The following is a 24,775-nucleotide window of genomic DNA, read 5'->3' as shown; positions in this document are numbered from 1 at the left end:
CTCGGTGAGTGCGGGCTCAGGGCGCGGCGGGGGCCGAGTTCCGGGTGGCGGGGGGCTGCGCGTCGTCGTCGCCCGACGTCACCAGCCAGGCGCCGAGGCCGAGCGCCGCCAGCAGCGTCGCCGCCGCGCCGAGCGCGATCCTGCGGCGGCGGGTCTGCATCCGGTGGCGGGCCGAGCCGGGGCGCGGGGCGCCCGTGGCGCGGGGCGCGCGGGCCGTGCCGCGGGCGCCCCCGGCCAGCTCGTCCGGTGCGGGCACCCGCATCGAGGTGTGCGTGTCCCGGCTGGAGTCCGTCTTCGCGCCGGGCACCAGGGGCACCGCGCCCCGGCGCTCGCGCGCCGCCTCCGGCTCGCCCGGTGCGGACGCCTCGTACGGCTCCTCCTCCGGCGCCGTGTCCGGCTCGTCGACCTCCAGCGGCGGCATGCCCGCCAGCAGCGGGAGCTGCTCCCGCAGCCGCGCCGCCAGCTCCGAGGCGCGCAGCCGGGACGCGGGCGCCTTCGCCAGGCACTGCACGAGCAACTGCCACAGCTCCTCCGGGATGCCGGGCAGCGGCACCACGGTCTCGGTGACATGGCGGCGCAGCACCGCGCCCGGATGCCCGCCGCCGAACGGGGTGAACCCCGCCAGCAGTTCGTACAGGACCGTCGCCAGCGCGTAGATGTCCACCGAGGCTCTCGGCGGCAGGCCCTCCACGATCTCCGGGGCCAGATAGTCCGGGGTGCCGATGATCTTCGTCGCCTTGGTCCGGCGCGGCGAGTCGATCAGCTTCGCCACCCCGAAGTCCGTCAGCAGCGCCGGGTGCGCGCCGCCGGGGCCGAGGGGCCCCTGCATGTCCAGCAGCACGTTCTCCGGCTTCACGTCGCGGTGCACGACCCCGGCCGCGTGCGCCGCGGCCAGTCCGTCGGCGATGTCCGCCGTGATCGCCACCGCGGCCTCGGGCGCGAGCCGCCGCTCCCGCTCCAGGCGCGTGCGCAGGTCCGTGCCCCGGACCAGGTCCATGACCAGGGCGAGATCGTTCCCGTCGACCACGAGGTCCCGGACCGACACCACGTGCGGATGGTCGAGCCCCAGCAGGGCCGTGCGCTCCTGGACGAAGCGGGCCACCAGCTCCTGGTCGGAGGCGAGGTCCTCGCGCAGCAGCTTGATGGCGACGGGCCCGTCCGGACCCTCGCCCAGCCACACCGTTCCGGCGCTTCCCCGCCCCAGGATCTGGTTCGCTGTGTACCGGCTGCCGATCTTCCGTGCCAAGACTGCTCCTACTGAGGACGCGTGGTGCCGACGCTGCGCCGTGCGGGGCCGTTCGCGGGGCCGTGACAGGGGCCATGGCAGTGGCGGCCGACGCCGCGGGCCTTGGCCCCCGGTCGACAAAACTACGCGGCCGGAGGGCCAACCTTCACCGCCGAGGCGGAAATCACCCGTCGGATGTCGACAAATCCCCAAGCTGAGCGGGGTCTTGGGGCACGTGCGGGGGTACGGCTCAGCCGCCGATTGCGTCGCCGATCTTGCCGAACCAGCCGCTGACGGTGGAGAACCAGTCGGAGAGCTGGGCCCAGTACGACTTCGTCGTGCCGATCCAGTCCTGCAGCGGGCTGAACTCCCAGACCAGCCAGCCGGCGACGAACAGGATGACGATCGTGAACAGACAGCCCTTCAGACAGCCGAGTCCCGGGATCCTCATCGGGTTGGCGCTGCGCTGCCGCGGCGGACGGGGCTCACGCTGCGGACGAGGCGCCGGCTGCCGGGGCTGGGGCCGCTGCTGCTGAGGCTGGGGCCGCTGCTGCGGGGCGGGGGCGTACTGCTGCCGCTGGGGCGCGTACTGCTGCTGCCCGTAGCCGGGAGGCTGCTGCTGGCCGTAGCCCTGCGGGGGCTGCTGGCCGTAGCCGGGGGCGGGCTGCTGCCGGGGCTGCGGACGCTGCTGGGGGCGGGCGACCTGGCGCTGCGGGCGGCGGCGCAGCGGGTCCTCGCCGGGGTCGAGGTACTGGACCTGGGTCTGCTCGTTGCGGTCGCGGGCCGCGCGCAGTTGGTTCTGCCAGGGGTGCGGGTCCTCCGGCCGGGGCTGCCCGTCGGGCTGCTGCGGCGGCACCGGTGGCAGGACGGCCGTCGGGTCGGCCGCGCCGGTGCTGGGCAGGACCGCGGTGGGGTCGGCCGCGCCCGTGCTCGGCAGGACGGCGGTCGGGTCCGCGGCGCCCGCGGGACCCCCCGAGGTGTGCGGCAGGACGCTGGTCGCGCCGTTCGGGTCGTACGAGGCCGCGCCCTGCGGCAGGACCTGCGTGGGCTCGGCGTCCGCGGAGCCGGGGACGGTGGCCGGGTCGAGGTCCGGCCCGAGCAGCGCGGCCACGTTCTCGGCGGCGGTGATCTGCGCCGGGGTCGCGTGCACGCCGACGCCCTCGGCGACCACCCGCAGCCCGCGTGCGAGGTTCTCGGCGCTGGGCCGTTCGTCGGGGTTCTTGCGCAGGCAGCGCTCCATGACCGTCCACAGCGGTTCGGGGACCGTGGACGGGCGGCGCGGCTCGGCGCTCAGATGCTGGTGGAGCACTTCGAGGGCGGACTCGCCGGAGAACGGCGGGCGCCCGGTGACCAGCTCGTACAGCAGGATGCCCGCGCCGTAGACGTCGACGGCGGAGGTCTGCGGGCGGCCCTCGGCGGACTCCGGGGCGACATACGCGGGCGTGCCCACGAACTCGTGGGTGCGGGTGAGGCCCGGCGAGTCGGCCAGTCGGGCGATGCCGAAGTCGGTCAGCATCGGGTGCATCTCGCCGTCGTTCTGCTTGAGCAGGACGTTGGCGGGCTTCAGGTCGCGGTGGACGACGCCGTCGCTGTGGCTCGCCTGCAGCGCGTCGGCGATCTGCGCGGTGAGCAGGGCCGCCGCGACGGGCGTGAAGGGGCCGTTCTCGCGGAGGTAGCGGTGCAGGTCGGGGCCGTCGACGAGGTCCATGACCAAGGCCAGCAGATCGCCCTCGACCACCAGGTCCCGGACCTGCACGATGTTGGGATGGGTCAGGCGGAGCAGGACGGACCGCTCCCGCAGGAACCGCATCACGACATCCGCGTCGTTGGCCAGCTCCTCCTTGAGGACCTTGATCGCCACGGTCTCGCCCGGCTCACCGGCGACGGCGGCCTCGGCGCCCGCGGTCTCCCGCTGGCGGGCTCGCCAGACGGTGCCCGTGGCGCCGCGTCCGAGCGGCTCCTCGAGCAGGTACTTGCTGCCTACCGGCCGCACGTCATGCGCTCCCTGCTGCTTGCCCGACTGATCCGTCCACCCGGCGTCGGGTGTTCCGGCCCAACTGTAGTGCCGGAGAACCCGGCGCACCGCCTGCGGTTCACGCGTGCATGTTCGAGGGGAAGACGTTCATGTCCGGGCACTTGGTTGCCCTGGTTCGGGGCGTGAGTGATCTCAAGGAGCCGCCCGCCGCGTATCGGTCACGCACTTTTGCGGGCAGAGCCGACCAATCAAGATCATTTGACGCCGGGCGGCGGGCACGTTGTCGGCGGCAGGTGCAAGGATGCATCCCGTACTGGCCTATGTGCCCGTGTGCGGTGGGGGGAAGCCCGCGGTGGGGGACCGTGGGGGCGGCCCCGGATTCCCCGCGCGCAGGCGCCCGCGCAGAAGGGACCGCTGACGGCGATGCAGATCCGGCTGACCGTCGTAGACCCGCAGGGCTCGTCCCCGGAGTCGCGAGCGCGCGCCGCAAGCTGCGACGTGCTGGTCACCGCGCCCGCCGGGACCGCGCTGGCCGCGGTGGCCTCGGGCCTGGCCTCGGCGGTCGGTGCGAGCGCGGGCGCCCCGCACGAGCGCGGCCGGGAGCCGGGAGCGGGCCCGGTGGTGCTGTTCGCGGGCGCGGAGCGGCTGGACACGCAGCGCTGCACGCTGGGCGAGCCGCCGCTGCTGGACGGCGCGATGCTGACCCTGGGCGCCCCCGCCGAGCCGGGCCCCGACCCGGACGAGGACACGGCCCAGCTCCATGTGGTCGCGGGCCCCGACGCGGGCGGCGTCCATCTGCTGCACGGCGGCGTGATCCGGATAGGCCGCTCCGCCGACGCGGACGTCCCGCTCGACGACCCGGACGTCTCCCGGCTGCACTGCGCGGTCACGGTCGGGGGCGACGGCCGCGTCAGCGTCGCCGACCTGGGCTCCACGAACGGCACGGAGCTGGACGGCATACGGGTGACCGACCGGCCGGTGCGCTTCGCTCCGGGGACGCTGCTGCGCCTCGGCGAGTCCGCCCTGCGGCTGGCCCCGCCGGGTGCCGCGCGGTCGGTACGGACGACGCCGGACGGCGAGGGGCACGTACGGGTGCTCGGGGAGGAGACCCCGGCGACCTCCGGCCCGACCACACCGCCGACGACGGCCCCGGCCGCCCCCCGGCCGCGGCGGGACGACGCCCCGGACGCCCGGCTGCGACGGGACGACATCCCCGACGCCCGCATGCGGCGCGCCGACGCCCCGCACGGCTCCGCGACCACCGACAGGCCCTCCGGGGACACCCAGCACGGCTTCGGCGTCAACACCTGGGGCGAAGGTGCCTCCGAGGCGCGGGAGCACGCGCCCGTGGACCTCGGCGAGGGCACCCGCAAGGGCACCCCGCCGCGCGGGACGGACGTGCCGCCGGGGCTGCGCAGGCGCGGCGGCCTCGCCGCCTGGGCCCGGCGGCTGACCGGGGGCCGCGGTGACCAGGGCCGTTCCGGGCTCGGCGGGTACGGCGAGGACGGGGGCGTGTCGCAGTCCGCGTCCGCCGCCGCGCGGACGCCCGAGAAGTGGCCGGATCCCGCCGCGCTGCTGCTGACCGTGCTCGGCCCCGGACCCCGGCTGTGGGAGCGCGGCCCCGGGCACCCGGAGGCGCTCACGCTGCGTCTGGGCACGGCCGACCGGACGGCGCCGGACGGCGCGGGGCTGCTGCACGCCGTCCCGGTGACCGCCGGGCTGCGCGAGGTGGGCGCGCTCGGCCTGGCCGGGCCCCGCGCGCGGCTGACGGGGCTGGCCCGCGCGGTGGTCGCCCAGCTCGCCGCGCTGCACTCCCCCGACCTGCTGGAACTGGTCCTGATCAGCGCCGACCGCGTGCGCCCGCGCGACGAGCGCACCGCCGACTGGTCCTGGCTCGGCTGGCTGCCGCATCTGCGCCCGGCCCACGGCCAGGACTGCCGCCTCCTGCTGGCGTACGACCGCGACCAGGCGGCGGCCCGCGCGGACGAGCTGCTGCGCCGCCTGGAGGACTCCCACACGGAACCGTCCGACCCGGCGGCACCGGATGACGACCCGAAGGCCGCCGCCTTCCCGGGCCCGTACACCGTCGTGATCGTGGACGGGGACCCCGGCGGGGCCGAGGTGCGCGAGGCCGTGGTGCGCCTCGCCCGCGAGGGCGCGCAAGCCGGGATCCATGTCGTGTGCCTGGCCGAGACGCCGTCCGCCTCGCCCGCGTCCCCGGTGACGGAGACCTACGAGGCGGCGTGCGCGGCCTCGCCCGCGTTCCGCGAGTGCGGCGCCGTCGCGCTGCTGAGCGGTGACGTGGCGACGGCTCTGCGGCTGCTGCGGGTCGCGACCGCGTCCGGTGCGGACGCCGCGCACGGGCGGCGCCCCGGCCCCGTGGGGCACGGGGTGCTCGCCGCCGTGGACGCGGTGTCCCCGGCGTGGGCGCAGCGGTTCGCGCGGGCGCTCGCCCCGCTGCGGACCGACGGCAGCGGGGACCGGCAGGCGCGCGTGTCGGCGCCGCTGCCCCAAGCGGCCCGGCTGCTGGACGAGTTGGGCCTGGCGCGGGCCACCCCCGCGTCCCTGATGGCGCGTTGGGCGGACGCGGCGGACGACACCGAGGCGCTCGGCGGGCGGGCGGTGGCGGTGCTCGGCGCCGGGCCGCGCGGCCCGGTGGGGGTCGATCTGGCCACCGAGGGACCGCATCTGCTGATACAGGGCCCGCCCGGCAGCGGGCGTACGGAGTTGCTGCGTTCGATCGCCGCGTCGCTCGCGGCGGCCGAGCGCCCGGACCGGCTGGCGCTGGTCCTGGTCGACGGCCTCGACCGCGGGGCGCACAGCAACGGCAACGGCGGTGGTGGTGGCGACGGTCTGCACGTCGGCACGGACCTGCCGCATGTCACCACGCATCTCGCGGCCAACGACCCGGTCCGCATGCGGGAGTTCGCGCAGTCGCTCAGCGCCGAGCTGAAGCGCCGGGCCGAACTGCTGGGACGGCTCGGGTTCGCCGAGTGGCACGCCCAGCGGAGGACGCCGGGCCGGATCGCGCTCCAACGCCAGGGGAGCGCGGCCTCGGGCGACCTCGACACCCCGCCGAGCACGACCCTGCGCCTGCGCCCCATGGCGGCGCGGCGGCAGGCGGAGGAGGCGCCGCCGCCGCTGCCCCGACTGATCGTCGTGGTCGACGACTTGGACGCGCTGCTGTCCCCGGCGCTCGGGTCGCCGGGCCGTCCAGCGGCCGGTTCGGTGGTCAGGGCACTGGAGGCGGTGGCCCGCGACGGGGACCGGCTCGGGGTGCATCTGATCGCCGCCACGGGCCTCGGCGGCCGGTCGGCGGAATGGGAGCCGGTCCGTGCGACCTCGCTGCGGATCACGCTGGAGGAGGTGTCCTCCGGGGCGGAGGAACCGGCGCCCGGACGCGGGCGGTTGAGGCGGCCGGACGGCCGGACGACGCCGTTCCAGGGCGGCCGGATCACGGGGCGCATCCCCCGCACGGCGACGCTGCGCCCGACGGTCGTCCCGCTGGAGTGGCACCGCATGGGCGATCCCCCGGACCGGCGTCCGGTGCGCGAACTGGGCAACGGGCCGACGGACCTCGCCCTGTTGGCGAGCGCGCTGGAGCGGGCGGCCCGGTCGGTGTCGGCGGCCGAGGTGCCGTCCCTGCTGTAGCGCTTCGCGCCGAGCATGCCCCGAGCATCTCGGGGGCCGTATGTCCGGCCTGCGCCGAGCGTCCCTGACAGCACGTCACGACGTGGTCACGATCGGCCGGTCGGCACCGCAGGCGCTCTTGCCGCCCCGAACGGCCACGCGTAGACCAGTGCGCACGGAACAGGGCTCGACGTTCGCCGAGGAACGAAGAACGGGGCAGTCATGCGCAGCACTCTTCGTACACGCAGGTCGCCGAAGCACCCCACGCACCGCCCGCACCGCACCCGCAGGGCCGCTCAGGCCGCGGCGGCGGCCGTGATCGTCGGCGCGCTCGCGCTCACCGGTTGCGGCGGCGGCGACAACGACAAGAACGACAGCGACAAGGCAAGGAGCGGTGGCGGCAAGGAGAGCGCCGGCACGGTCGCGCTCCCCGAGCTGAACGGCCAGAGCCTGGAGATCGCCGCGGTGTGGACCGGCGGCGAGCAGGCCAACTTCAAGAAGGTGCTCACCGAGTTCGAGAAGCGCACGGGCGCCAAGGTCACGTACGTACCCGCCCAGGACCCGATCATCAACTTCCTCGGTTCGAAGATCGCCGGTGGGCAGCCGCCGGACATCGCGATGCTCCCGCAGCCCGGCGCCATCAAGCAGGCCGTCGAGCGCGGGTGGGCCAAGCCCCTCGGCGCCGAGGCGAAGGCCGAGCTGGCCAAGAACTACTCCCAGGGCTGGCAGGACATCGGCTCGGTGAACGGCAAGCCGTACGGCGTCTACTACAAGGCCGCGAACAAGTCCCTCATCTGGTACAACGCGAAGGTCTTCGAGAACGCGGGCGCCAAGGAGGCCAAGACCTGGCCGGAGTTGATGACGAGCGCCCAGGCCGTCTACGACTCCGGGGTCACCCCGTTCTCGGTCGGCGGCGCCGACGGCTGGACCCTCACCGACTGGTTCGAGAACGTCTATCTCTCCCAGGCGGGCCCGGAGAAGTACGACCAGCTCGCCCAGCACAAGATCAAGTGGACGGACCCGTCGGTGAAGGCGGCGCTCACCACGCTCGCCCAGCTCTGGGGCAAGCAGGACTATCTCGCGGGCGGCGCCAAGGGCGCCCTCCAGACCGAGTTCCCGGTCTCGGTCACCCAGACCTTCACCGGGGGCGAGCAGCCGAAGGCCGGCATGGTCTACGAGGGCGACTTCGCCCAGGTCAACATCGGCGAGACCAAGGCGAAGGTCGGCACGGACGCGAAGGTGTTCCCCTTCCCGGCCGTGGGCGACCGGTCCCCGGTCGTCACCGGCGGCGACGCGGCCGTCGTCCTCAAGGACTCCAAGGCGGCCCAGGCGCTGGCCACCTTCCTCGCCTCCCCGGACGCGGCGGCCATCCAGGCGAAGCTCGGCGGCTATCTCTCGCCCAACAAGTCGGTCCCGATGTCCGCGTACCCGAACGAGGTCCAGCGGACCATGGCGCAGGCGCTGATCGCGGCCGGTGACGGCTTCCGCTTCGACATGTCCGACCAGGCCCCGCAGGCCTTCGGCGGCACCCCCGGGAAGGGCGAGTGGAAGGCCCTCCAGGACTTCCTGCGGAACCCGAAGGACGTCGCGGGTACCCAAGCCGCGCTGGAGGCCGACGCGGCAAAGGCTTATGGGAACTGAGCGGGGCTTGACTTCTCCCCCATGTGGAACAGAGGGATTCAACCCTCGCGGGTTGAGCCTTCTGCTTCGTCGACAGCAGCCGACCCGGATCAACGGCAAGGGATGGTGTGCCATCCATCGGTCTTACGCCAGCTCCACAGACCTGACATCCCGCCAGCCCGGCGGTAGGCCCACCCAGTGCTTGGTTGTCGCGCCGGATGGGCGAGGTGCACGTACCAGAAGATGGCATTGCCGTGCGGGGAGAAGCCGCAGTGCCGCGCACCGCCTCCACACGAGGAGTTCCAGATGACGTCGGTCACGGCCTCGGGCTCCGCTCCGGCGCCCGAGGCCCGTACGCGCAAGAGCGTGACCGGCACCCGTAAGGCCGTGGCAGCCCTCTTCCTGCTGCCGGCCCTGGTGCTGCTCGGCGCGCTCGTGGTCTACCCGATCGGGTACTCGCTGGTCCGCAGCTTCCTCGACCGCAGCGGCGACGCCTTCGCCGGATTCGACAACTACCGGGCCCTGTTCACGGACGACAGCGTCCGCACCGCCCTGAAGAACACCGTCATCTGGGTCGTGCTCGCGCCGACCGTGTCGACCGCGCTGGGCCTGATCTTCGCGGTGCTGACCGAACGGGTGCGCTGGGGAACGGCGTTCAAGCTGGTCGTCTTCATGCCGATGGCGATCTCGATGCTCGCCGCGGGGATCATCTTCCGGCTGGTGTACGACGCCGACCCGGACAAGGGGGTCCTCAACGCGGTGTGGGTGGGCGTCCACGACACGTTCGCCGAGTCGTCGGCGTTCCCGAACGCGCACCCCGGCCGCCGCTCTCCCCTCGCACCCGACCAGGGCGGCTTCGTCACCACCTCGCCCGTGCACACCGGCCAGTCGGTCGCGCTGCCGCTCGTGGGGGTGGCGCCCGACACCATGCCCAAGAGCAGCGAGCGGGCCGTGCGGGCGAAGCCCGAGCCGGGGAAGGTCACCGGCACGGCCTGGCAGGACTTCACCCGCGGCAAGGGCGTCGGGACGCTGGGCGCGGTGGACGCCTCCGAGCAGGGCTACGCGGGCATGCGGATCGAGGCGGTGAAGGGCGGCGAGGTGGTCGCCTCCACCACGGCCGCGGCCGACGGCACGTTCACGCTCCCGGCCGCCGCGGACGGGGCCCGACTGCGGCTTCCGGCAAGCAACTTCAAGGAGCCGTACAACGGCGTCGAGTGGCTCGGGCCGACGCTCGTGACCCCGGCCGTCATCGGCGCGTACGTCTGGATGTGGGCCGGTTTCGCGATGGTGCTGATCGGGGCCGGACTCGCGAGCGTGCCACGGGAGCTGCTGGAGGCGGCGCGGGTGGACGGCGCGGGCGAGTGGCAGGTGTTCCGCCGGGTCACCGTGCCCCTGCTGGCCCCCGTGCTCGCGGTCGTCACCGTCACGCTGATGATCAACGTGCTGAAGATCTTCGACCTGGTCTTCATCATCCCGCCGGGCTCCTCCGAACACGACGCGAACGTGCTGGCCCTGGAGCTGTACCGCAAGGGCTTCTCGGAGGACCAGCCGGGTGTCGCGAGCGCGATCGCGGTGTTCCTGCTGCTGCTCGTCATCCCGGTGATGCTCTTCAATATGCGCAGGCTGCGGCGGGAGGTGCGGCGATGACCACGGACACTCGCGCTCAGGCGCCCGTCACCGTCGTCAAGGCGCGGCGGTCCTATGGCGCGCGGCTCGCGCAAGGTGTCAGCGGCGGGCTGCTGCGCGTCGTCCTCGTCCTGGTCGGTCTGTTCTGGCTGGTGCCGACGATCGGTCTGCTGCTGGGCTCGCTGCGCAAGCCGTCCGACATGAGCGCGTCCGGCTGGTGGACGGTCTTCGGCAAGCCCTCGCAACTCACCTTCCAGAGCTACGAGAAGCTGCTGGAGAACAGCGACATCACCCACTCCCTGGTGAACACGCTCCTGATCACCGTGCCCGCGACCCTCCTGGTGGTGGTCGTCGGCGCGCTCGCGGGCTACGCCTTCGCCTGGATGGAGTTCCCGGGCCGCGACTGGTGGTTCCTCGCGGTGGTCGGCCTGCTGGTCGTCCCCGTCCAGGTGGCGCTCATCCCGATCGCCGAACTGTTCGGCAAGATCGGGCTGTTCGGCTCGGTCCTCGGGGTGATCCTCTTCCACACGGGCTTCGGCCTGCCCTTCGCGGTGTTCCTGCTGCGGAACTTCTTCGCGGAGATCCCCCGGGAGCTGCTGGAGGCGGCCCGGCTCGACGGCGCGGGCGAACTGCGGCTGTTCACCCGGGTCGTGCTGCCGCTCGGCGGTCCCGCGATCGCGAGTCTCGGCATCTTCCAGTTCCTGTGGGTGTGGAACGACATGCTGGTCGCCCTGGTGTTCACCAAGTCCGACAGCCAGCCGATCACGGTGGCGTTGCAGACCCAGGTACGGCAGTTCGGCAACAACATCGACGTGCTGGCGCCGGGCGCGTTCCTGTCGATGGTCATCCCGCTGGCCGTGTTCTTCGCCTTCCAGCGGCAGTTCGTCTCGGGCGTCATGGCAGGCGCCGTCAAGTAGCGGTTGCCGCACGGCAGTTCAGGGGTGGGTCGCGGCGCGGCCCACCCCTCGTCGCCCACCTGGGGGTTTACGGCGGGGCTCCCCTACATGCCGCGCCCGGCGTAACCAAACCACTCCATCGGCCGTTTTCGGGGCAGTATGGCCCGTGCCGATCCCATGGATGCCCCTTGCCCAGGTTCAGTGTCATCGTTCCCGCGTACAAGGTCCAGGCGTACCTCGGGGAATGCCTCACATCCGTGCTGGAGCAGTCGTACGCGGACCTCGAGGTGATCGCGGTCGACGACCACTCCCCCGACGCCTGCGGCGCGATCATCGACGAGCTGGCCGCCCGCGACCCCCGCGTCCGCCCGCTGCATCTGCCGGAGAACGTGGGGCTCGGCCGCGCCCGCAACGCGGGCCTCGAACTGGCGAGCGGGGACTACCTCCTCTTCCTCGACGGCGACGACACCCTGACCCCGGGCGCGCTCCAGGGCATCGCCGACCGTCTCGCGGCCACCGCCGACCCCGACGTCCTGGTCTTCGACTACGCCCGCACCTACTGGACGGGCAGGACGGCCCGCAACCAACTCGCGGGCCTGCTCGCCGAGGACGGTCCCGCACCCTTCCGGCTGGACGACCGCCCCGCGCTCCTGTCGCTGCTGATGGTGGTGTGGAACAAGGCCTACCGCCGTGACTTCGTCGAGCGCCGAGGCTTCACCTTCCCGCCCGGCTACTACGAGGACACGCCCTGGACGTTCCCGGTGCTGCTGAGCGCCGACACCGTCGCCACCCTGGACCGGGTCTGCGTCCACTACCGTCAGCGCCGCCAGGGCAGCATCCTCGGCTCGACCAGCCGCAAGCACTTCGACGTCTTCGACCAGTACGACCGGGTCTTCGCGTATCTCGACGCGCACCCCGAACTCGCCCCCTGGCGGCGGGTGTTGTTCGAGCGCATGGTCGACCATCTGGCCACGGTCTTCGTCCGGCGCGGCCGACTGCCCCGCGGCAGCCACGCCGAGTTCCTGCGCCAAGCCCGCGCGCACTACCGCCGCCACCGGGTGCCCGGTGCCCGTACGCGCCCGCGCCATCTGCTGGTCCGTCTCGGCGCCCACCGCGCCTACCGCCTGCTGTCCCTGGCGTCCCGCTGCGCGCGGGGGGCGGGCCGCCGGGTCAGGGCGGCGAGGCACGCGCTGGCCGCGGCGGCGCTCCGACTGCACTACCGCGTCCAGCTCCGCCTGCCGCTGCGCGCGGACCGGGCCGTGTTCACGCGGGACGCGGGGGGCGCGTACGGCAGCGACCCGGCCGCGCTGGAGGCCGCGTTCCGCGCCCTGGCCCCGCAGATCCGCACCGCGTGGATCGCGCGCCCCGAGCACCACGCCACGCTCCCGGCCGCCACCCGCGCTCTGCGGCCCGGCTCGGCGGCGTACTGGACGGCGCTCGCCCGTTCCACGTACCTCGTCCACAACGCCGACTTCGACGAGCGAATGGTCAAGCGTCCCGGCCAGATCGTGATCCAGACCGGGCGGGGCACCCCGCTCAAGCGCCTGGGCCTGGACCTCAGGGACCGCCCGGCCGTCTCACGCGGCACGGACTTCGAGCGGATGCTGCGCGCGGCCGACACCTGGGACTACGTCCTGTCCGCGAACCGCCACTCCACCCTCGTCTGGGAGCGCGCCTTCCCCGCCGGGTACACGACGCTGGAGTACGGGCTCCCCCGCGACGACGTCCTGCTCACGGCGACCTCGGCGGACGTGGCCCGGCAGCGGCGGTCGCTCGGCGTCCCGGACGGCGCCGTCGCGATCCTGTACGCGCCGACGTACCGCGACTACTGCCACGGCCAGCGCCGGGCCCTCGACCTGGAGCGGTTCCTCGACCGGCTCGGCCCGCACTTCGTCCTGCTGACCCGCGCCCACCCCTCGTACGGCGAGCCGCTGATCCGGACGGACGGGGAGCGGATGACGGACGGGGAGCGGCTGATCGACGTCAGCGACCACCCGAGCGTCGAGCAGCTCTGCCTGGCCGCCGACGTCCTGATCACCGACTACTCCGCCCTGATGTTCGACTACGCCCACCTCGACCGGCCGATCGTGGTGTACGCCGACGACGAGGAGGTGTACGAGGCGACCCGCGGCACCTGCCTCGACCTGCGGGAGACCCCGCCGGGCGCGATCGCGCGGGACGAGGACGAGCTGATCGACATCTTCGAGACGGGGCACTGGTGCGGCTCGCGGTCGGCGCATCTGCGGTCCCGGTTCCGCGAGCGCTTCTGCCCGCATGACGACGGGCGCGCCGCCGAGCGGATCGTGCGCCGGGTCCTGCACGGGCCGAACGCCTGGCAGCCCGCGCTCGTGCCCCTGGCCGACCGCCGCCCCGCCCCGTCCGACCTCGCGGGCCGAACGGACGCCCCGTTCCCGGCCGTTCCGCGGGCGGGCGGCCCCGTGCCGCTCGTCGAACGCCTCTGATCCTCGCCCGCCGCTCCGTCCCGTCCGTCCTGCCCGCCTCTCCTTCCCGAAAGACCGGAATGCCGCGCTTCAGCATCATCGTCCCCGCCTTCGGTGTCGCCGACCGTCTGTCCCAGGCGCTGGACTCGGTTCTCGCCCAGTCCTGCGGCGACTTCGAGCTGATCCTGGTCTGTGACGCGCCGGACTCCCCGGCGGGCACGGTCGCCGCCGCGTACGCCGAGCGGCACAGCCGGGTCGTCCCGCTCACCTCGCCGCCCTCCGGCGGCACGGGCGTGGCCCGCACCACCGGGATGGGGGCGGCGCGGGGCACGTATCTGCTGTTCCTCGACGGCGACGACACCCTCGCGCCCGGCGCCCTGGCCGCGATCGACGCGCGCCTGGCGGCGATCGGCGAGGTGGACGTCCTCTACGTCGACCACGAGCGGGTCCACTGGTGGGACGCCGAGACGACCACGCCCCCGCTGGGCCGAGCGCCCGACGGGGCCTTCGCGCCGGGCCTCGCCCCGGACGTGACCGGTGTGTCGGTCCCGGTGTGGAGCGCCGTGTACCGCCGCGCGTTCGTCACCGAGCACCGACTGACCTTCTCCTCAGGCCACTTCACCGACATCGGCTGGGGCGGTCTGGTCACCCTCGCCGCGGAGAGCGTGGCGCTGCTGCGCTCGGTCTGCGTACGGCATCTGCTGCGTCGGCAGGGCAGCGAGCTGCACAGCCCCGGTGAGCACCAGCTCGATCTGCTCGACCAGGTGGAGCTGGTCCTCACACGAGCCGCCGAACTCGCCCTGCCCGCCCACCGGTTCGGGCCGCTCTTCGAGCAGCTCTTCTCCGTCGTCCTGCGCACCGCGACCCGCCCCGAGCGGCTGCCGGTGCGGCTGCGCCGGGCCTTCTTCCGCCGGGCGGGCCTCCTCTACCGCCGCCACCGCCCGGCCGGGTACCGGCCGCCCGCGGGCAGCGTCGGGGTGCAGCACCGGCTGCTCGCGTCCGGCGCCTACACCGCGTTCCACGCGCTGCGCTCCCTCAACCAGGGCACGGCGAAGGCCGTGAAGCGCGCCCCGGTGCCGCGCATGGTGCGCACCCGCGCCCGGTACGCGCTGCGACTGCGCCGCCCGCTGGACGAGAACCTCGCCGTGTACTGCGCGTACTGGGGCCGCGGCTACACCTGCAACCCGGCCGCGATCCACGCCAAGGCGCGTGAACTCGCCCCGCACATCCGCTCGGTGTTCCTGGTCGAGCGGGACGCGGTGGACAGCGTGCCGAAGGACGTCGAGTACGCGGTGCTCGGCAGCCATGCCGCCTGGGACCTGCTCGCCCGCGCCAAGTACCTGGTCAACAACGCCAACTTCGCGGACGCCGTGGTCAAACGGCCCGGCAGTGTGCATCTGCAGACCCAGCACGGCACGCCGCTGAAGAAGATGGGCGTCGACCAGTCGACGTATCCGGTGGTCGCGTCCATGTCCGGCAGCTTCACCAAGTTGCTGACCCGCGTGGACCGTTGGGACTTCAACCTCTCCTCCAACCGGCACTCCACCCATATGTGGGAGCGGGCCTTCCCGGGCGCTTACGAGACCCTCGAGTACGGGTATCCGCGCAATGACGTCTTCTACACGGCGACCGCCGAGGACGTCACCCGCATCCGCCACGACCTGGGCGTCCCCGACGACAAGAAGGCCCTCCTGTACGCGCCCACGCACCGCGACTACAGCACCGGCTTCGACGCGCGCCTGGATCTGGAGGCGTTCTGCGAGGCGATCGGCGACGACTACGTCGTCCTGCTGCGCGCCCACTACTTCTACGACCAGGGCACCGCGCGCGGCAGCGGCCGGATCATCGACGTCACCGGGCATCGCCGCGCCGAGGAGATCTGCCTGGCCGCCGACGCGCTGATCACCGACTACTCGTCGATCATGTTCGACTACGCCAATCTGGACCGGCCGATCGTCGTGTACGCCGACGACTGGGAGGTCTACCGGGAGACCCGCGGCGTCTACTTCGATCTGATGACCGCCCCGCCCGGTCAAGTGGCGTGTACACCCGAGGAGTTGGCGTCCGTGTTCCGTGACGGCGGCTGGGCGGACGACTCCGCCGCCGCGCTGCGCGCCGCCTTCCGGGAGCGCTTCTGCTCCTTCGACGACGGGCGCGCCGCCGAACGCGTCGTACGCCGGGTGCTGCTCGGTGAGCCGCCCGAGTCGATCCCGCCCGTGATCCCGCTCGCCGAGCGCATCCCGGCCCCGGCCCACGCCTTCGTGAGGAGCTGACCGCAGTGCCCCGCTTCAGCATCATCGTCCCCGTCTTCAAGGTGCAGGGCTTCCTGGCCGAGTGCCTCGACTCGGTGCTCGGGCAGTCGTACGCCGACTTCGAGGTGATCGCGGTCGACGACTGCTCGCCCGACGGCTGTGGCGCGATCCTCGACGCGTACGCGGAGCGCGACGAGCGGGTGCGGGTGCTGCACCTGCCCGAGAACGTCGGTCTCGGCCGGGCCCGCAACGCCGGAATGCCGTACGCCACCGGGGACTTCCTGTTCTTCCTCGACAGCGACGACACGCTCACCCCGGGCGCGCTGCGCGCGATCGCGGACCGGCTGGACGAGGCCGACGACCCCGAGGTGCTCGTCTTCGACTACGCCCGCACCTACTGGTGGGGCGGCACCCGGCGCAACGTCCTGGCCGAGGTGCTGGTGCGTGCGGGGACCTTCACCGCGGCCGAGTACCCGGAGATCCTCGAACTGCTGATGGTGGTGTGGAACAAGGTCTACCGCCGCGACTACGTCACCGCGCACGGCTTCCGCTTCCCGCCCGGCTACTACGAGGACACGCCCTGGACGTTCCCCACCCTGCTGAGCGCCCGGCGGATCGCGACGCTCGACCGGATCTGTGTGAACTACCGGCAGCGCCGCCAGGGCAACATCCTGTCCACCACCAGCCGTAAGCACTTCGACGTCCACGACCAGTACGAGCGGGTCTTCGCGTATGTCGACGCGCATCCCGAACTGGCCGACTGGCGCCCGTACTTGCAGCGCAAGATGGGCGAGCACTGTCTGGACATCCTCGCCAAGCCGGACCGACTGCCCGCCCGTGACAAGGAGGAGTTCTTCCGGCGCACGGCCGACCTGTTCCGCAAGCACCGCACACGCGAGCCGGTGCCCGCCGAACTGCGGGTCCTGGAAGGCGGTTACGTCCGCTACCGGACCCGGCAGCGGGCCGCCACCGTCGGCGGTGCGCTCGGCAAGCGCGCCCGGCAGGCCCGCACGGCGGCGGGCGGGCGGCTCAAGCGGGGCTGGTCCTGGGCGCATGAACACCGGTCCCTGGACCCGAACCTGGCGGTCTACTCGGCGTTCTCGCACCGGGGCGTGCTCGGCGATCCGGCCGCCGTGCACCGCGCGGCACGCGATCTCGCCCCGCACATCCGGGGTGTGTGGGTGGTCCGCGAGGACCAGGCGGCCGAGCTGCCCTCGGACATCGAGTACGTCACCCCCGACTCCCTGGCCTTCCGCGAGATCACCGCACGGGCCACCTACTTCGTCAACAACGTCAACTGGCCCTGGCACGTGGCCAAACGGCCGGGCAGCGTCCATATCCACACCCATCAGGGCACCCCGCTGAAGTACATGGGCGCCGATCTGCTGGGCAAGCCGGGCGCCCGGCAGGGGTTCGACGTGCCGCAGATGCTGCGCCGCGCCGACCGCTGGGACCACAGCCTGGTCGCCAACCGCCACTCCGAGCTGGTCTGGAACCGCGCCTACCCCTGCCACTTCGCCTCGGCCCGCACGGGCAGCCCCCGCAACGACGTCCTGGTGAACGCGAAGCCGGGCGACGGGGCGGTCTTCCGGGCGCGGCACGGCATCCCCGAGGACCACACGGTCGTGCTGTACGCGCCGACCCGCCGCGACTACGTCCGGGGCGGCCATGTGGACCGCTTCGACGTGGCCCGGTTCGCCGCGGACCTCGGCGAGGGCCACACCCTCGTCGTACGGCTGCACCCTTCGCTCGCGGACGGCCCGGCCCGCGGGATGGGTCTGGCGGAGCTGCACCGGCGGGGCATCGTGGTCGACGCCACCGACGAGCCGCGGGTGGAGGAGGTGATGCTCGCCTCGGACGCCCTGGTCACGGACTACTCGGCCCTCATGTTCGACTACGCCAACCTGGACCGGCCGATCGTCGTGCACGCCGACGACTGGGGCGCGTTCGCGGCGAGCCGGGGCGCCTACCTCGACATCACCGCGTCGGCGCCGGGCCATGTCTCGCGCTCGTACCGGGAACTGGCGTGGCTGTTCACGTCCGGGAGCTGGCGGGACCAGGAGGCGGCGCGGCTGCGGGCCGGATTCCGGGCGGTGTTCTGCGAGTTCGACGACGGGCGGGCGGCTCAGCGGGTGGTGCGCACACTGATGCTCGGCGAGTCGGACGGTGTGGAACCGGCCTCGGTACCGGCACCGGGTGGCCGCGATGTGCTGACCGGCACACGCTGAGCGCGGCGTACATAGAGTCGAAGGGTGATGCCGCGGCTCACGTACTCCCTCCGGGGGACGAACTCCTCGTTCAGCACCGCGAGTTTGGCGCGCTCGGTGCGGTTCCACGGGGTCCAGGAGGGCTGGAGCGCGGACGGCTCGCAGACCACCCAGACCGACCTCAACCGGCCGAGCCGCCGCCGCAGTTCATCGGCTCGGACCTCCCGGCCGTACAGGCTTCCGTCGGCGGCGGCCGGTACCTGGAGCGCCACGTCCCGGGTGCCCCGGAAGTCCGCCGGATAGGCAAGTGCCGCCCGCCGTTCCAGGGAGGGCAGGAAGAGCACGGGGTCCCCGGACCGCACCCTGCGCGCCACGGCGGCGGCGTCGGCGGCGAGGTCGTCGGGCCGGTTGGCGGCGCTGCGGTCGGCCTGGAGCAGGGGCAACTGCACGACGAGGACACCCCCGACGGCGAGCACCCCGAGCAGGGCGCCGGCGCGACGCGGGACGGCGCGCGGGGCGCGCGTGACCGGTGCCCGCAGACGGCCGAGGGCGCGGGCCAGTCGCTCGGCTCCGGCCGCGGCCAGCAGCGGCGCCCCCGCCAGCGCGTACAGCACGTACCGGTCGTCGTAGAGCGGCTGGAGCTGCGACACGCCCATCAGCAGCGCGGGCGGAACCACCAGCAGCGGCAGCGCCACCGCCGTCAGGGACACCTCGCGCCGTGGCCCCGGCGCGCGCAGTCCCAGCACCATCAGCGCCACATACGGCCCCACCACCAACTGATCGGGCCCGGTGAACTGCCGCAACAGGTCTTCCACACTCCGGCCGTCCGGTGTCGTCAGCCACGCCACCTGGGCCGCCTGTCCCTGCGAGACCAGCATGAGCGGCAGCAGCACCACGACAGCGCCGACGGCGGCGCACAGCCATCCCCGCCGCACCCGGCCGGGCACCCGCGCGAGCGCCAGCGTGCAGGCGTGGGCCGGCAGGACCAGCACCGCGAACTCGTGCAGCACGCAGGTGAGGGCGAGGACCACGCCGTAGGGCCACCAGCTCCCGCCCCGGACCGCCCGTACGAGCAGCAGTGTCGCCCCGGCGACCCCGGCCGCGACCAGCGCGTAGGAGCGGCCCTCCTGCGCGTAGTGCCCGACCATCGGCGTGATCGCGTACAGCAGCCCCGCCCACAGGCCCACGCGCGGGCGGGCGAGCCGGGTGCCCAGCGCGGCGACCAGGCCCGCCGCCGCCGCCGCGCCGCAGACCGAGGGAAGGCGCAGCACCATTTCGTCGGCGTGGGCGGCCAGGACCAGATGCATCAGCAGGTAGTACAGCCCGTGCACCGCGTCCACGCTGCCGAGCAGATGCCAGATCTGAGTCGTCGAACGGCGCGCGACCTGGAACGTGACCGCCTCGTCGCGCCACATGCCGCCGCGGTCCAGCCCCCACAGCCCGAGCGTGAACATGAGGACCGCGGGCACGAGGACGGCGATGCGCTCCGCGCGCTTCTCCGATTCCCGATTCATACCCTCATTCAACATGCAAAGCTGCATTGCCCGACTCGAACTGGTATTTGACGAGATATCACCGGACATCGGCCGTCCGTCCGGCCTACGATCCGGGGTTGATGAGTGCCTCGAAGACTGCCACGCCACTCCCATCGCTTTCGCCGGTTTCGTTGCTTTCGCCGCTTTCGAAGAGGCTTCGCACGCCCCCTCGGTTGCCTCTCCTCGCCATCGGCTGGCTCGCCACCCGCGCGCTGATGCTGTGGCTGCTCACCCACGACACGTACGCGCTGCTGGGCCGGGGCCGGGTCACCCACGAGGTGTCGTCGCTGTACGCCCACTGGTACGACGGCCTCGCCCACGGCGCGTTCCCGGCGGGCGACCACCTGTGGCAGTACCCGCCGGGCGCGGGCGCGGTGCTGCTCGCGCCGGGGCTGCTGCCGTCACTGACGTATCTGCAGGCCTTCGTCGTCCTCACGCTGCTCACGGACGCCGTGATCACGCTCGCCCTCGCCCGCGCGGGCACACGACCGGGGCGTTCGCTGCGCGGGGCGGCGCTGTGGACGGCGGGCCTGCCGCTGCTGCTGCACCTCCCGCTCGCGCGCTACGACGTCGAGGTCACCGCCTTCGCCGTGCTCGCCCTGCTGGTGTGGCCGCGCTCGCCGCGCGCGTACGGCGTGTTCGCGGCGCTGGGTGCCCTGGTGAAGGTCTGGCCCGCGCTGACCCTCATCGGCGCCCCGCGCGGGCGCACCACCCGTGAGGCGTGGACGGCGGCCGTGCTCGCCGCCGCCGCACTGCTGGCCCTGTTCGCCGCCCTGTTCCGTGACCCGTTCGACTTCCTGCGCCAACAGGGCGGCCGGGGCGTGCAGATCGAGTCACTGGGCGGCACCGTGCTGATGTTCGCGCGCCATGCGGGCTGGCCGGGGCACGCGCGCTACCAGTACGGGGCCGAGGAGTTCGTGGGCCCGCACGTGCAGACCGTCGCCACGTGCTCGCTGGCGCTGACCGGCGCGGCCTTCGCCCTCCTGCTGCTCTGGCGCCTACGGGCCCGGCACTGGACCCCGGCGACCCCGTACGACGCGGCGCTCGCGGCCGTGCTGCTGTTCACGGTGACGAGCCGGGTGATCAGCCCCCAGTACATGGTGTGGCTGATCGGCCTGACCGCCGTATGCCTGACCTCACAGCACACCACGCAACGCGCGGTGGCCCCCCTGGTCCTGACAGCGAGCGCGGTGAGCGCGGTGGTGTACCCCGCGTTCTACGGCCAGGTCGTTCACTGCACCTGGCCGGGCTGCGTGCTCATGCTGGTACGCAATGGACTTCTGGCGTCGGCGGCGGTTCTGTCGGTGGTGCGGCTGTGGCGTGCCGGGCTGCGGTGAGGGCCCGGCGCCCGCACGGTCAGTGCTCGCGTACGGGGATGCGCGTGCCCCTGCTGGTCGCGATGCGCACCGTGTCGACCAGCGACTCCACCGCCCTGGTGAGCGCGAAGCGCAGCGCGTACTCACCGGCCTTGGCGTCGGCCAGGACCGCGCGGGAGCCGATCAACACCTGCTCCGCGGAGTTCATTTGGGCCTCTTCCACGTCGTCCGCGAGCCGGGACAGCATGCTGTCGTCGCGATCCGTACTGAGGTAGCAGGGCTTGCCCTCCGGCGTGGTCCAGGGCAGGAGGCGCGCGTTGTCGAGCACAGGGTGTTTCCTTCCGGAGGGGTACCCCTGACAGGGGTCCGATTACGGTTCGTGGCTCGATCGTCACGGTTCGCGCGTACGCTGCGAAAGAGGAGCGGCGTGGTCCGGAACGCCCGGCAATGAGGAGGGGTGACGTGGGGGAAGCAGTTGACATGGAGAGGGAGTCGGGCCTCGCGGCACTGGGGCGGACACTCCGGTATCTACGCGAGAAGGCCGGGAAATCACTGGGGCAGTTGGCCGAGGACACCTCCTACGACAAGAGCTACCTCTGCCGTCTGGAGTCGGGGAAGCGGCTGTCGCGGATGGCGGTCATGGAGGACCTCGACCGCTACTACGGGACGGGCGACTTGCTCGTCCAGCTATGGAAGGTCGCGCGGTACGACGGATTCAAGGACAAGTACAAGGAGTTCATGCGACTGGAGTCGAAGGCCCAGGTCATGCACAAGTACTCACCTGGTGTACCGGGACTGTTGCAGACTGAGGAGTTCGCCCGCGAGGCGTTGTCTCAGCCGCAGACAACGGGCGCTGGCGACGAGGCAGTTGAAGAGCAGGTGGCCGCACGCATGGGGCGCCAACTGCTGTTGCGCGGGAACCCCACTCCGCATGTCCGTTTCATCATCGACGAGTACGCGTTCCGACGTACCTCGACCAGTACGAAGACCTGGGACGATCAACTGCTGCGGATCGAGGCCGTCGCCCTGTGGCCCAACGTCATCGTGCAGATCCTTCCCTTCGCCGCAGGCCTCCATGGCCTCATGGGCAAGGGGTCACTGACCTTGCTGTGGCAGCGGGACGGAAGTGCCGTTGCCTACACCGAAGGTGACAGCAGCGGGGTGTTGATGGACGATCCGGAGGACGTCCTGCGTCACCGTTTGACCTACGATCAGCTTCGAGACATGGCGCTGCCGCCGTCGGAATCACTCACCTTCATCAGAGGCGTACTGGAGGACCACAGGTCATGAACCACACCCCCGACCTCAGCACCGCTGCCTGGCGCAAGTCCAGCTACAGCGACGGGGGCGACAACAACTGCGTCGAGGTCTCCGACGGCCACCCCGGCCTCGTCCCCGTCCGCGACAGCAAGACCCCGCACACGCGCCCGCTCGTCTTCTCCGCCGCTTCCTGGACGGCGTTCGTGGAGCGACTCAAGGACGCATAGCCACAAGCCGCCGAGCCGACGGCGGACGCGCCCCCTCACAGCGCCCTGAGCGCCCCCGCCGTGGACCGCGCCAGCCCCTCCAGATAGCCCTTCGGGAGCTTCGGGCTGCGGACCACCACCGCCCGCCAGTACAGCGGGCCCGAGATCAGGTCCAGGGCCAGGTCCTTGTCGATGGCCTCGCGGATCTCGCCGCGCGCGATCGCCGACGCCACGATGCCGTTCGCCACGCTCTGCTGGCCCTCGCGCAGCGCCTTCTGCATGGCCTCGGCGATATCGGGGTTGCGGGCCGCCTCCGCCTGGAGGTCCGGGATGATCTGGCCCGCCACCGGATGCCGCAGCGCGCGGGACGTCACCTCGTACAGCAGGCGCAGGTCACCCTCCAGCGAGCCGGTGTCGGGAGCCGGCAGGCCCTGTACCGCGACCGCCGAGACCAGGTCGAGGACCAGGTGCAGCTTGGAGCGCCACCGGCGGTACACCGCCGTCTTGCCGACGCCCGCCCGGCGCGCGATGCCCTCTATGGACATGCGGGCGTAGCCGACGGCCGCCAGTTCCTCGAAGACGGCCGCGCGGATGGCCTCCGTCACGTCCTCGCGGAGCACGGCCGCGCCCGCGGGTGTGCGGCGTCGTCGCACCTGGGGGGTGTCCGCGTTCGTCGTCATGCGGACCAGCATAGGGCGTCACGACGAAACGGTTGCGTTGCGACGTCGGGACGGCTTACGCTCCCGTTGCGACGATACGGTCCCGTTCCGACGTAAGAGACGTAAGGGCAGGGCAAGATCCCGGCAAGAGACCGCGGACCGGGTCCGCCGCGTACCCAACCCCGAGCGAAAGCAGCGGATGTGAGCCAGGTACTCGACACACCGCCCCCCACGGCCAGCGCGGCAACCGAGACCCCGGCGCAGCTCGCCGCCCGGTACGGCCTCTCGGTCAGCGGCGCACGCCCCTCCCTGCCTGCGTACGTCCGCCAGTTGTGGGCGCGCCGCCACTTCATCACGGCCTTCGCCACGGCCAAGCTCACCGCCCAGTACAGCCAGGCGAAGCTCGGCCAGCTCTGGCAGGTCATGACGCCGCTGCTGAACGCGGCGGTCTACTACTTCATCTTCGGCGTGCTGCTCGGCACCAAGCACGGCGTGCCCGACTTCGTACCGTTCCTGGTCACGGGCGTGTTCATCTGGACGTTCACGCAGAGTTCGATCATGGCGGGCACCCGCGCGATCTCCGGCAACCTGGGGCTGGTGCGCGCCCTGCACTTCCCGCGCGCCGCGCTGCCCATCTCCTTCGCCATCCAGCAGCTCCAGCAGTTGCTGTTCTCGATGGCCGCCCTGTTCGTGATCCTGCTCGGCTTCGGGGTGCCGATCCGCCTCTCCTGGCTGCTCGCGATTCCGGTACTGGCCCTCCAGTTCACCTTCAACGCGGGCGTCTCGATGATCGTGGCCCGGATGGGCGCGAAGACCCCGGACATCGCGCAGTTGATGCCCTTCATCCTGCGCACCTGGATGTATGCCTCGGGAGTCATGTGGAGCCTTGACAAGACGCTCTCCGGCCGCGATCTGCCGCGCGTGGTCACGGTGTTGCTGGAGTCCAACCCGGCCGCCGTGTACATCGACCTGATGCGCTTCGCGCTGATCGACAGCTTCCACGCCCATCAACTCCCGCATCACGTCTGGGCGTTCGCGCTGGGCTGGGCCCTGCTCGCCGGCGTCGGCGGCTTCATCTACTTCTGGAAGGCTGAGGAGACGTACGGCCGTGGCTGATCTCATGAGCGACCACCCGACCAACGGCGCGCCGGACGAGCGCGTCCCCACCGTCGTCTGCGAGAGCGTCGACATCGTCTACCGCGTCAACGGCACGGGCGCGGGCCGCGGTTCGGCCACCGCCGCGCTGGGCCGCATCCTGCGCCGCAAGCAGACGGAGAAGGCGGCGGGGGTGCGTCGGGTGCACGCGGTCAAGAGCGTCTCGTTCACCGCGTACAAGGGCGAGGCCATCGGCCTGATCGGGACGAACGGATCGGGCAAGTCGACGCTGCTCAAGGCGGTCGCCGGGCTGCTGCCCGTCGAGCGCGGCAGGATCTACACCGGTGGCCAGCCCTCCCTGCTCGGGGTGAACGCGGCCCTGATGAACGATCTGACGGGCGAGCGCAACGTCCATCTCGGCGGCCTCGCCATGGGGATGTCCCGGGAACAGGTCAAGGAGCGCTACCAGGACATCGTCGACTTCTCCGGCATCAACGAGAAGGGCGACTTCATCACGCTCCCCATGCGGACGTACTCCTCGGGTATGGCCGCCCGGCTGCGCTTCTCGATCGCCGCCGCCAAGGACCACGACGTCCTGCTCATCGACGAGGCCCTCGCCACCGGCGACCGCTCCTTCCAGCGGCGCTCCGAGGCTCGTATCCGCGAACTGCGCCGCCACGCAGGCACGGTGTTCCTCGTCAGCCACAACAACAAGTCCATCCGCGACACGTGTGACCGCGTGCTGTGGCTGGAGCGCGGCGAGCTGCGCATGGACGGGCCGACCGCCGACGTCCTCGCGGAGTACGAGGCCTTCACCGGCGGGAACGACAAG

At 72.5% G+C, this 24,775-nt stretch carries 17 protein-coding genes; 12 read left to right on the top strand and 5 right to left on the bottom strand.

Annotation, left to right across the window (positions count from 1 at the left end; all coding sequences use genetic code 11):
* Positions 1 to 16: 16 nt before the first annotated feature.
* On the bottom strand, positions 17 to 1,246 hold the full coding sequence (locus tag NGF19_RS00085; protein ID WP_252421244.1) for a serine/threonine-protein kinase: 1,230 nt from the start codon (positions 1,244 to 1,246) through the stop codon (positions 17 to 19).
* Between the two features lie 229 nt (positions 1,247 to 1,475).
* Positions 1,476 to 3,218, bottom strand: coding sequence for a serine/threonine-protein kinase (locus NGF19_RS00080; protein ID WP_252421243.1), 1,743 nt, complete (start codon positions 3,216 to 3,218; stop codon positions 1,476 to 1,478).
* A 405-nt stretch (positions 3,219 to 3,623) separates the two neighbouring features.
* Here NGF19_RS00080 and NGF19_RS00075 point away from each other — a divergent pair, with 405 nt between their 5' ends.
* From NGF19_RS00075 to NGF19_RS00045, 7 genes are all read left to right on the top strand, one after another.
* On the top strand, positions 3,624 to 6,851 hold the full coding sequence (locus tag NGF19_RS00075; protein WP_252421241.1) for an FtsK/SpoIIIE domain-containing protein: 3,228 nt from the start codon (positions 3,624 to 3,626) through the stop codon (positions 6,849 to 6,851).
* A gap of 201 nt (positions 6,852 to 7,052) precedes the next feature.
* Positions 7,053 to 8,471, top strand: a complete 1,419-nt coding sequence (locus NGF19_RS00070; RefSeq protein WP_252421239.1) for an ABC transporter substrate-binding protein — start codon at positions 7,053 to 7,055, stop codon at positions 8,469 to 8,471.
* Positions 8,472 to 8,756: 285 nt separating this feature from the next.
* A complete protein-coding gene (locus NGF19_RS00065) occupies positions 8,757 to 10,097 on the top strand; it encodes a carbohydrate ABC transporter permease (RefSeq protein ID WP_252421237.1) in 1,341 nt (446 codons plus the stop codon).
* Entirely contained in the window at positions 10,094 to 10,993 is a 900-nt protein-coding gene (locus NGF19_RS00060; RefSeq protein WP_252421235.1) for a carbohydrate ABC transporter permease, read from the top strand. Before NGF19_RS00065 ends, NGF19_RS00060 begins: the two co-directional genes overlap by 4 nt.
* Before the next feature lie 167 nt (positions 10,994 to 11,160).
* A complete protein-coding gene (locus NGF19_RS00055; RefSeq protein WP_252421233.1) occupies positions 11,161 to 13,434 on the top strand; it encodes a bifunctional glycosyltransferase/CDP-glycerol:glycerophosphate glycerophosphotransferase in 2,274 nt (757 codons plus the stop codon).
* A 59-nt stretch (positions 13,435 to 13,493) separates the two neighbouring features.
* The gene (locus NGF19_RS00050) at positions 13,494 to 15,686 is read left to right on the top strand and encodes a bifunctional glycosyltransferase/CDP-glycerol:glycerophosphate glycerophosphotransferase (RefSeq protein WP_252421231.1); all 2,193 of its coding nucleotides are present in this window, start codon (positions 13,494 to 13,496) and stop codon (positions 15,684 to 15,686) included.
* 5 nt (positions 15,687 to 15,691) lie between these two features.
* Positions 15,692 to 17,893 carry a bifunctional glycosyltransferase/CDP-glycerol:glycerophosphate glycerophosphotransferase gene (locus NGF19_RS00045; RefSeq protein ID WP_252421229.1) on the top strand — a complete coding sequence of 734 codons (2,202 nt, stop codon included), beginning with the start codon at positions 15,692 to 15,694 and terminating at the stop codon, positions 17,891 to 17,893.
* Here the strand turns inward: NGF19_RS00045 and NGF19_RS00040 are convergent.
* On the bottom strand, positions 17,791 to 19,386 hold the full coding sequence (locus NGF19_RS00040; RefSeq protein ID WP_252421227.1) for a glycosyltransferase family 39 protein: 1,596 nt from the start codon (positions 19,384 to 19,386) through the stop codon (positions 17,791 to 17,793). The two genes, NGF19_RS00045 and NGF19_RS00040, sit on opposite strands and share 103 nt — an antisense overlap.
* A 236-nt stretch (positions 19,387 to 19,622) precedes the next feature.
* Here NGF19_RS00040 and NGF19_RS00035 point away from each other — a divergent pair, with 236 nt between their 5' ends.
* Entirely contained in the window at positions 19,623 to 20,744 is a 1,122-nt protein-coding gene (locus tag NGF19_RS00035) for a glycosyltransferase family 87 protein (protein ID WP_252421713.1), read from the top strand.
* A gap of 19 nt (positions 20,745 to 20,763) precedes the next feature.
* On the opposite strand, the gene NGF19_RS00030 is transcribed toward NGF19_RS00035, so the two are convergent.
* The gene (locus NGF19_RS00030) at positions 20,764 to 21,051 is read right to left on the bottom strand and encodes a hypothetical protein (RefSeq protein WP_252421225.1); all 288 of its coding nucleotides are present in this window, start codon (positions 21,049 to 21,051) and stop codon (positions 20,764 to 20,766) included.
* 134 nt (positions 21,052 to 21,185) lie between these two features.
* Between NGF19_RS00030 and NGF19_RS00025 the strand changes: the two genes are divergently transcribed.
* The gene (locus tag NGF19_RS00025; RefSeq protein WP_252421224.1) at positions 21,186 to 22,013 is read left to right on the top strand and encodes a helix-turn-helix domain-containing protein; all 828 of its coding nucleotides are present in this window, start codon (positions 21,186 to 21,188) and stop codon (positions 22,011 to 22,013) included.
* Positions 22,010 to 22,210 (top strand): DUF397 domain-containing protein, encoded by a 201-nt coding sequence (locus NGF19_RS00020; protein WP_252421223.1) that lies wholly within the window; start codon positions 22,010 to 22,012, stop codon positions 22,208 to 22,210. Before NGF19_RS00025 ends, NGF19_RS00020 begins: the two co-directional genes overlap by 4 nt.
* 35 nt (positions 22,211 to 22,245) lie before the next feature.
* Here NGF19_RS00020 and NGF19_RS00015 read toward each other — a convergent pair whose 3' ends face one another.
* Positions 22,246 to 22,869 carry a TetR/AcrR family transcriptional regulator gene (locus NGF19_RS00015; protein WP_252421222.1) on the bottom strand — a complete coding sequence of 208 codons (624 nt, stop codon included), beginning with the start codon at positions 22,867 to 22,869 and terminating at the stop codon, positions 22,246 to 22,248.
* A 180-nt stretch (positions 22,870 to 23,049) separates the two neighbouring features.
* Between NGF19_RS00015 and NGF19_RS00010 the strand changes: the two genes are divergently transcribed.
* Entirely contained in the window at positions 23,050 to 23,964 is a 915-nt protein-coding gene (locus NGF19_RS00010) for an ABC transporter permease (protein WP_252421221.1), read from the top strand.
* Between the two features lie 4 nt (positions 23,965 to 23,968).
* Positions 23,969 to 24,775 (top strand): ABC transporter ATP-binding protein (locus NGF19_RS00005; RefSeq protein WP_252421712.1); only part of this gene is annotated, 807 nt, incomplete at its 3' end.

It is taken from the genome of Streptomyces macrolidinus, assembly GCF_023887685.1.
GTDB classification, from domain to species: Bacteria; Actinomycetota; Actinomycetes; order Streptomycetales; family Streptomycetaceae; genus Streptomyces; species Streptomyces macrolidinus.
This window is presented reverse-complemented; position numbering and strand designations above follow the sequence as displayed.

What these genes read in the sequence shown, in the direction of transcription:
- NGF19_RS00075 (WP_252421241.1), top strand. Translation starts at nt 3,624, where the DNA reads ATGCAGATCCGGCTGACCGTCGTAGACCCGCAGGGCTCGTCCCCGGAG.
- NGF19_RS00070 (WP_252421239.1), top strand. Translation starts at nt 7,053, where the DNA reads ATGCGCAGCACTCTTCGTACACGCAGGTCGCCGAAGCACCCCACGCAC.
- NGF19_RS00065 (WP_252421237.1), top strand. Translation starts at nt 8,757, where the DNA reads ATGACGTCGGTCACGGCCTCGGGCTCCGCTCCGGCGCCCGAGGCCCGT.
- NGF19_RS00060 (WP_252421235.1), top strand. Translation starts at nt 10,094, where the DNA reads ATGACCACGGACACTCGCGCTCAGGCGCCCGTCACCGTCGTCAAGGCG.
- NGF19_RS00050 (WP_252421231.1), top strand. Translation starts at nt 13,494, where the DNA reads ATGCCGCGCTTCAGCATCATCGTCCCCGCCTTCGGTGTCGCCGACCGT.
- NGF19_RS00040 (WP_252421227.1), bottom strand. Translation starts at nt 19,386, where the DNA reads ATGAATCGGGAATCGGAGAAGCGCGCGGAGCGCATCGCCGTCCTCGTG.
- NGF19_RS00035 (WP_252421713.1), top strand. Translation starts at nt 19,623, where the DNA reads ATGCTGTGGCTGCTCACCCACGACACGTACGCGCTGCTGGGCCGGGGC.
- NGF19_RS00020 (WP_252421223.1), top strand. Translation starts at nt 22,010, where the DNA reads ATGAACCACACCCCCGACCTCAGCACCGCTGCCTGGCGCAAGTCCAGC.
- NGF19_RS00015 (WP_252421222.1), bottom strand. Translation starts at nt 22,869, where the DNA reads ATGACGACGAACGCGGACACCCCCCAGGTGCGACGACGCCGCACACCC.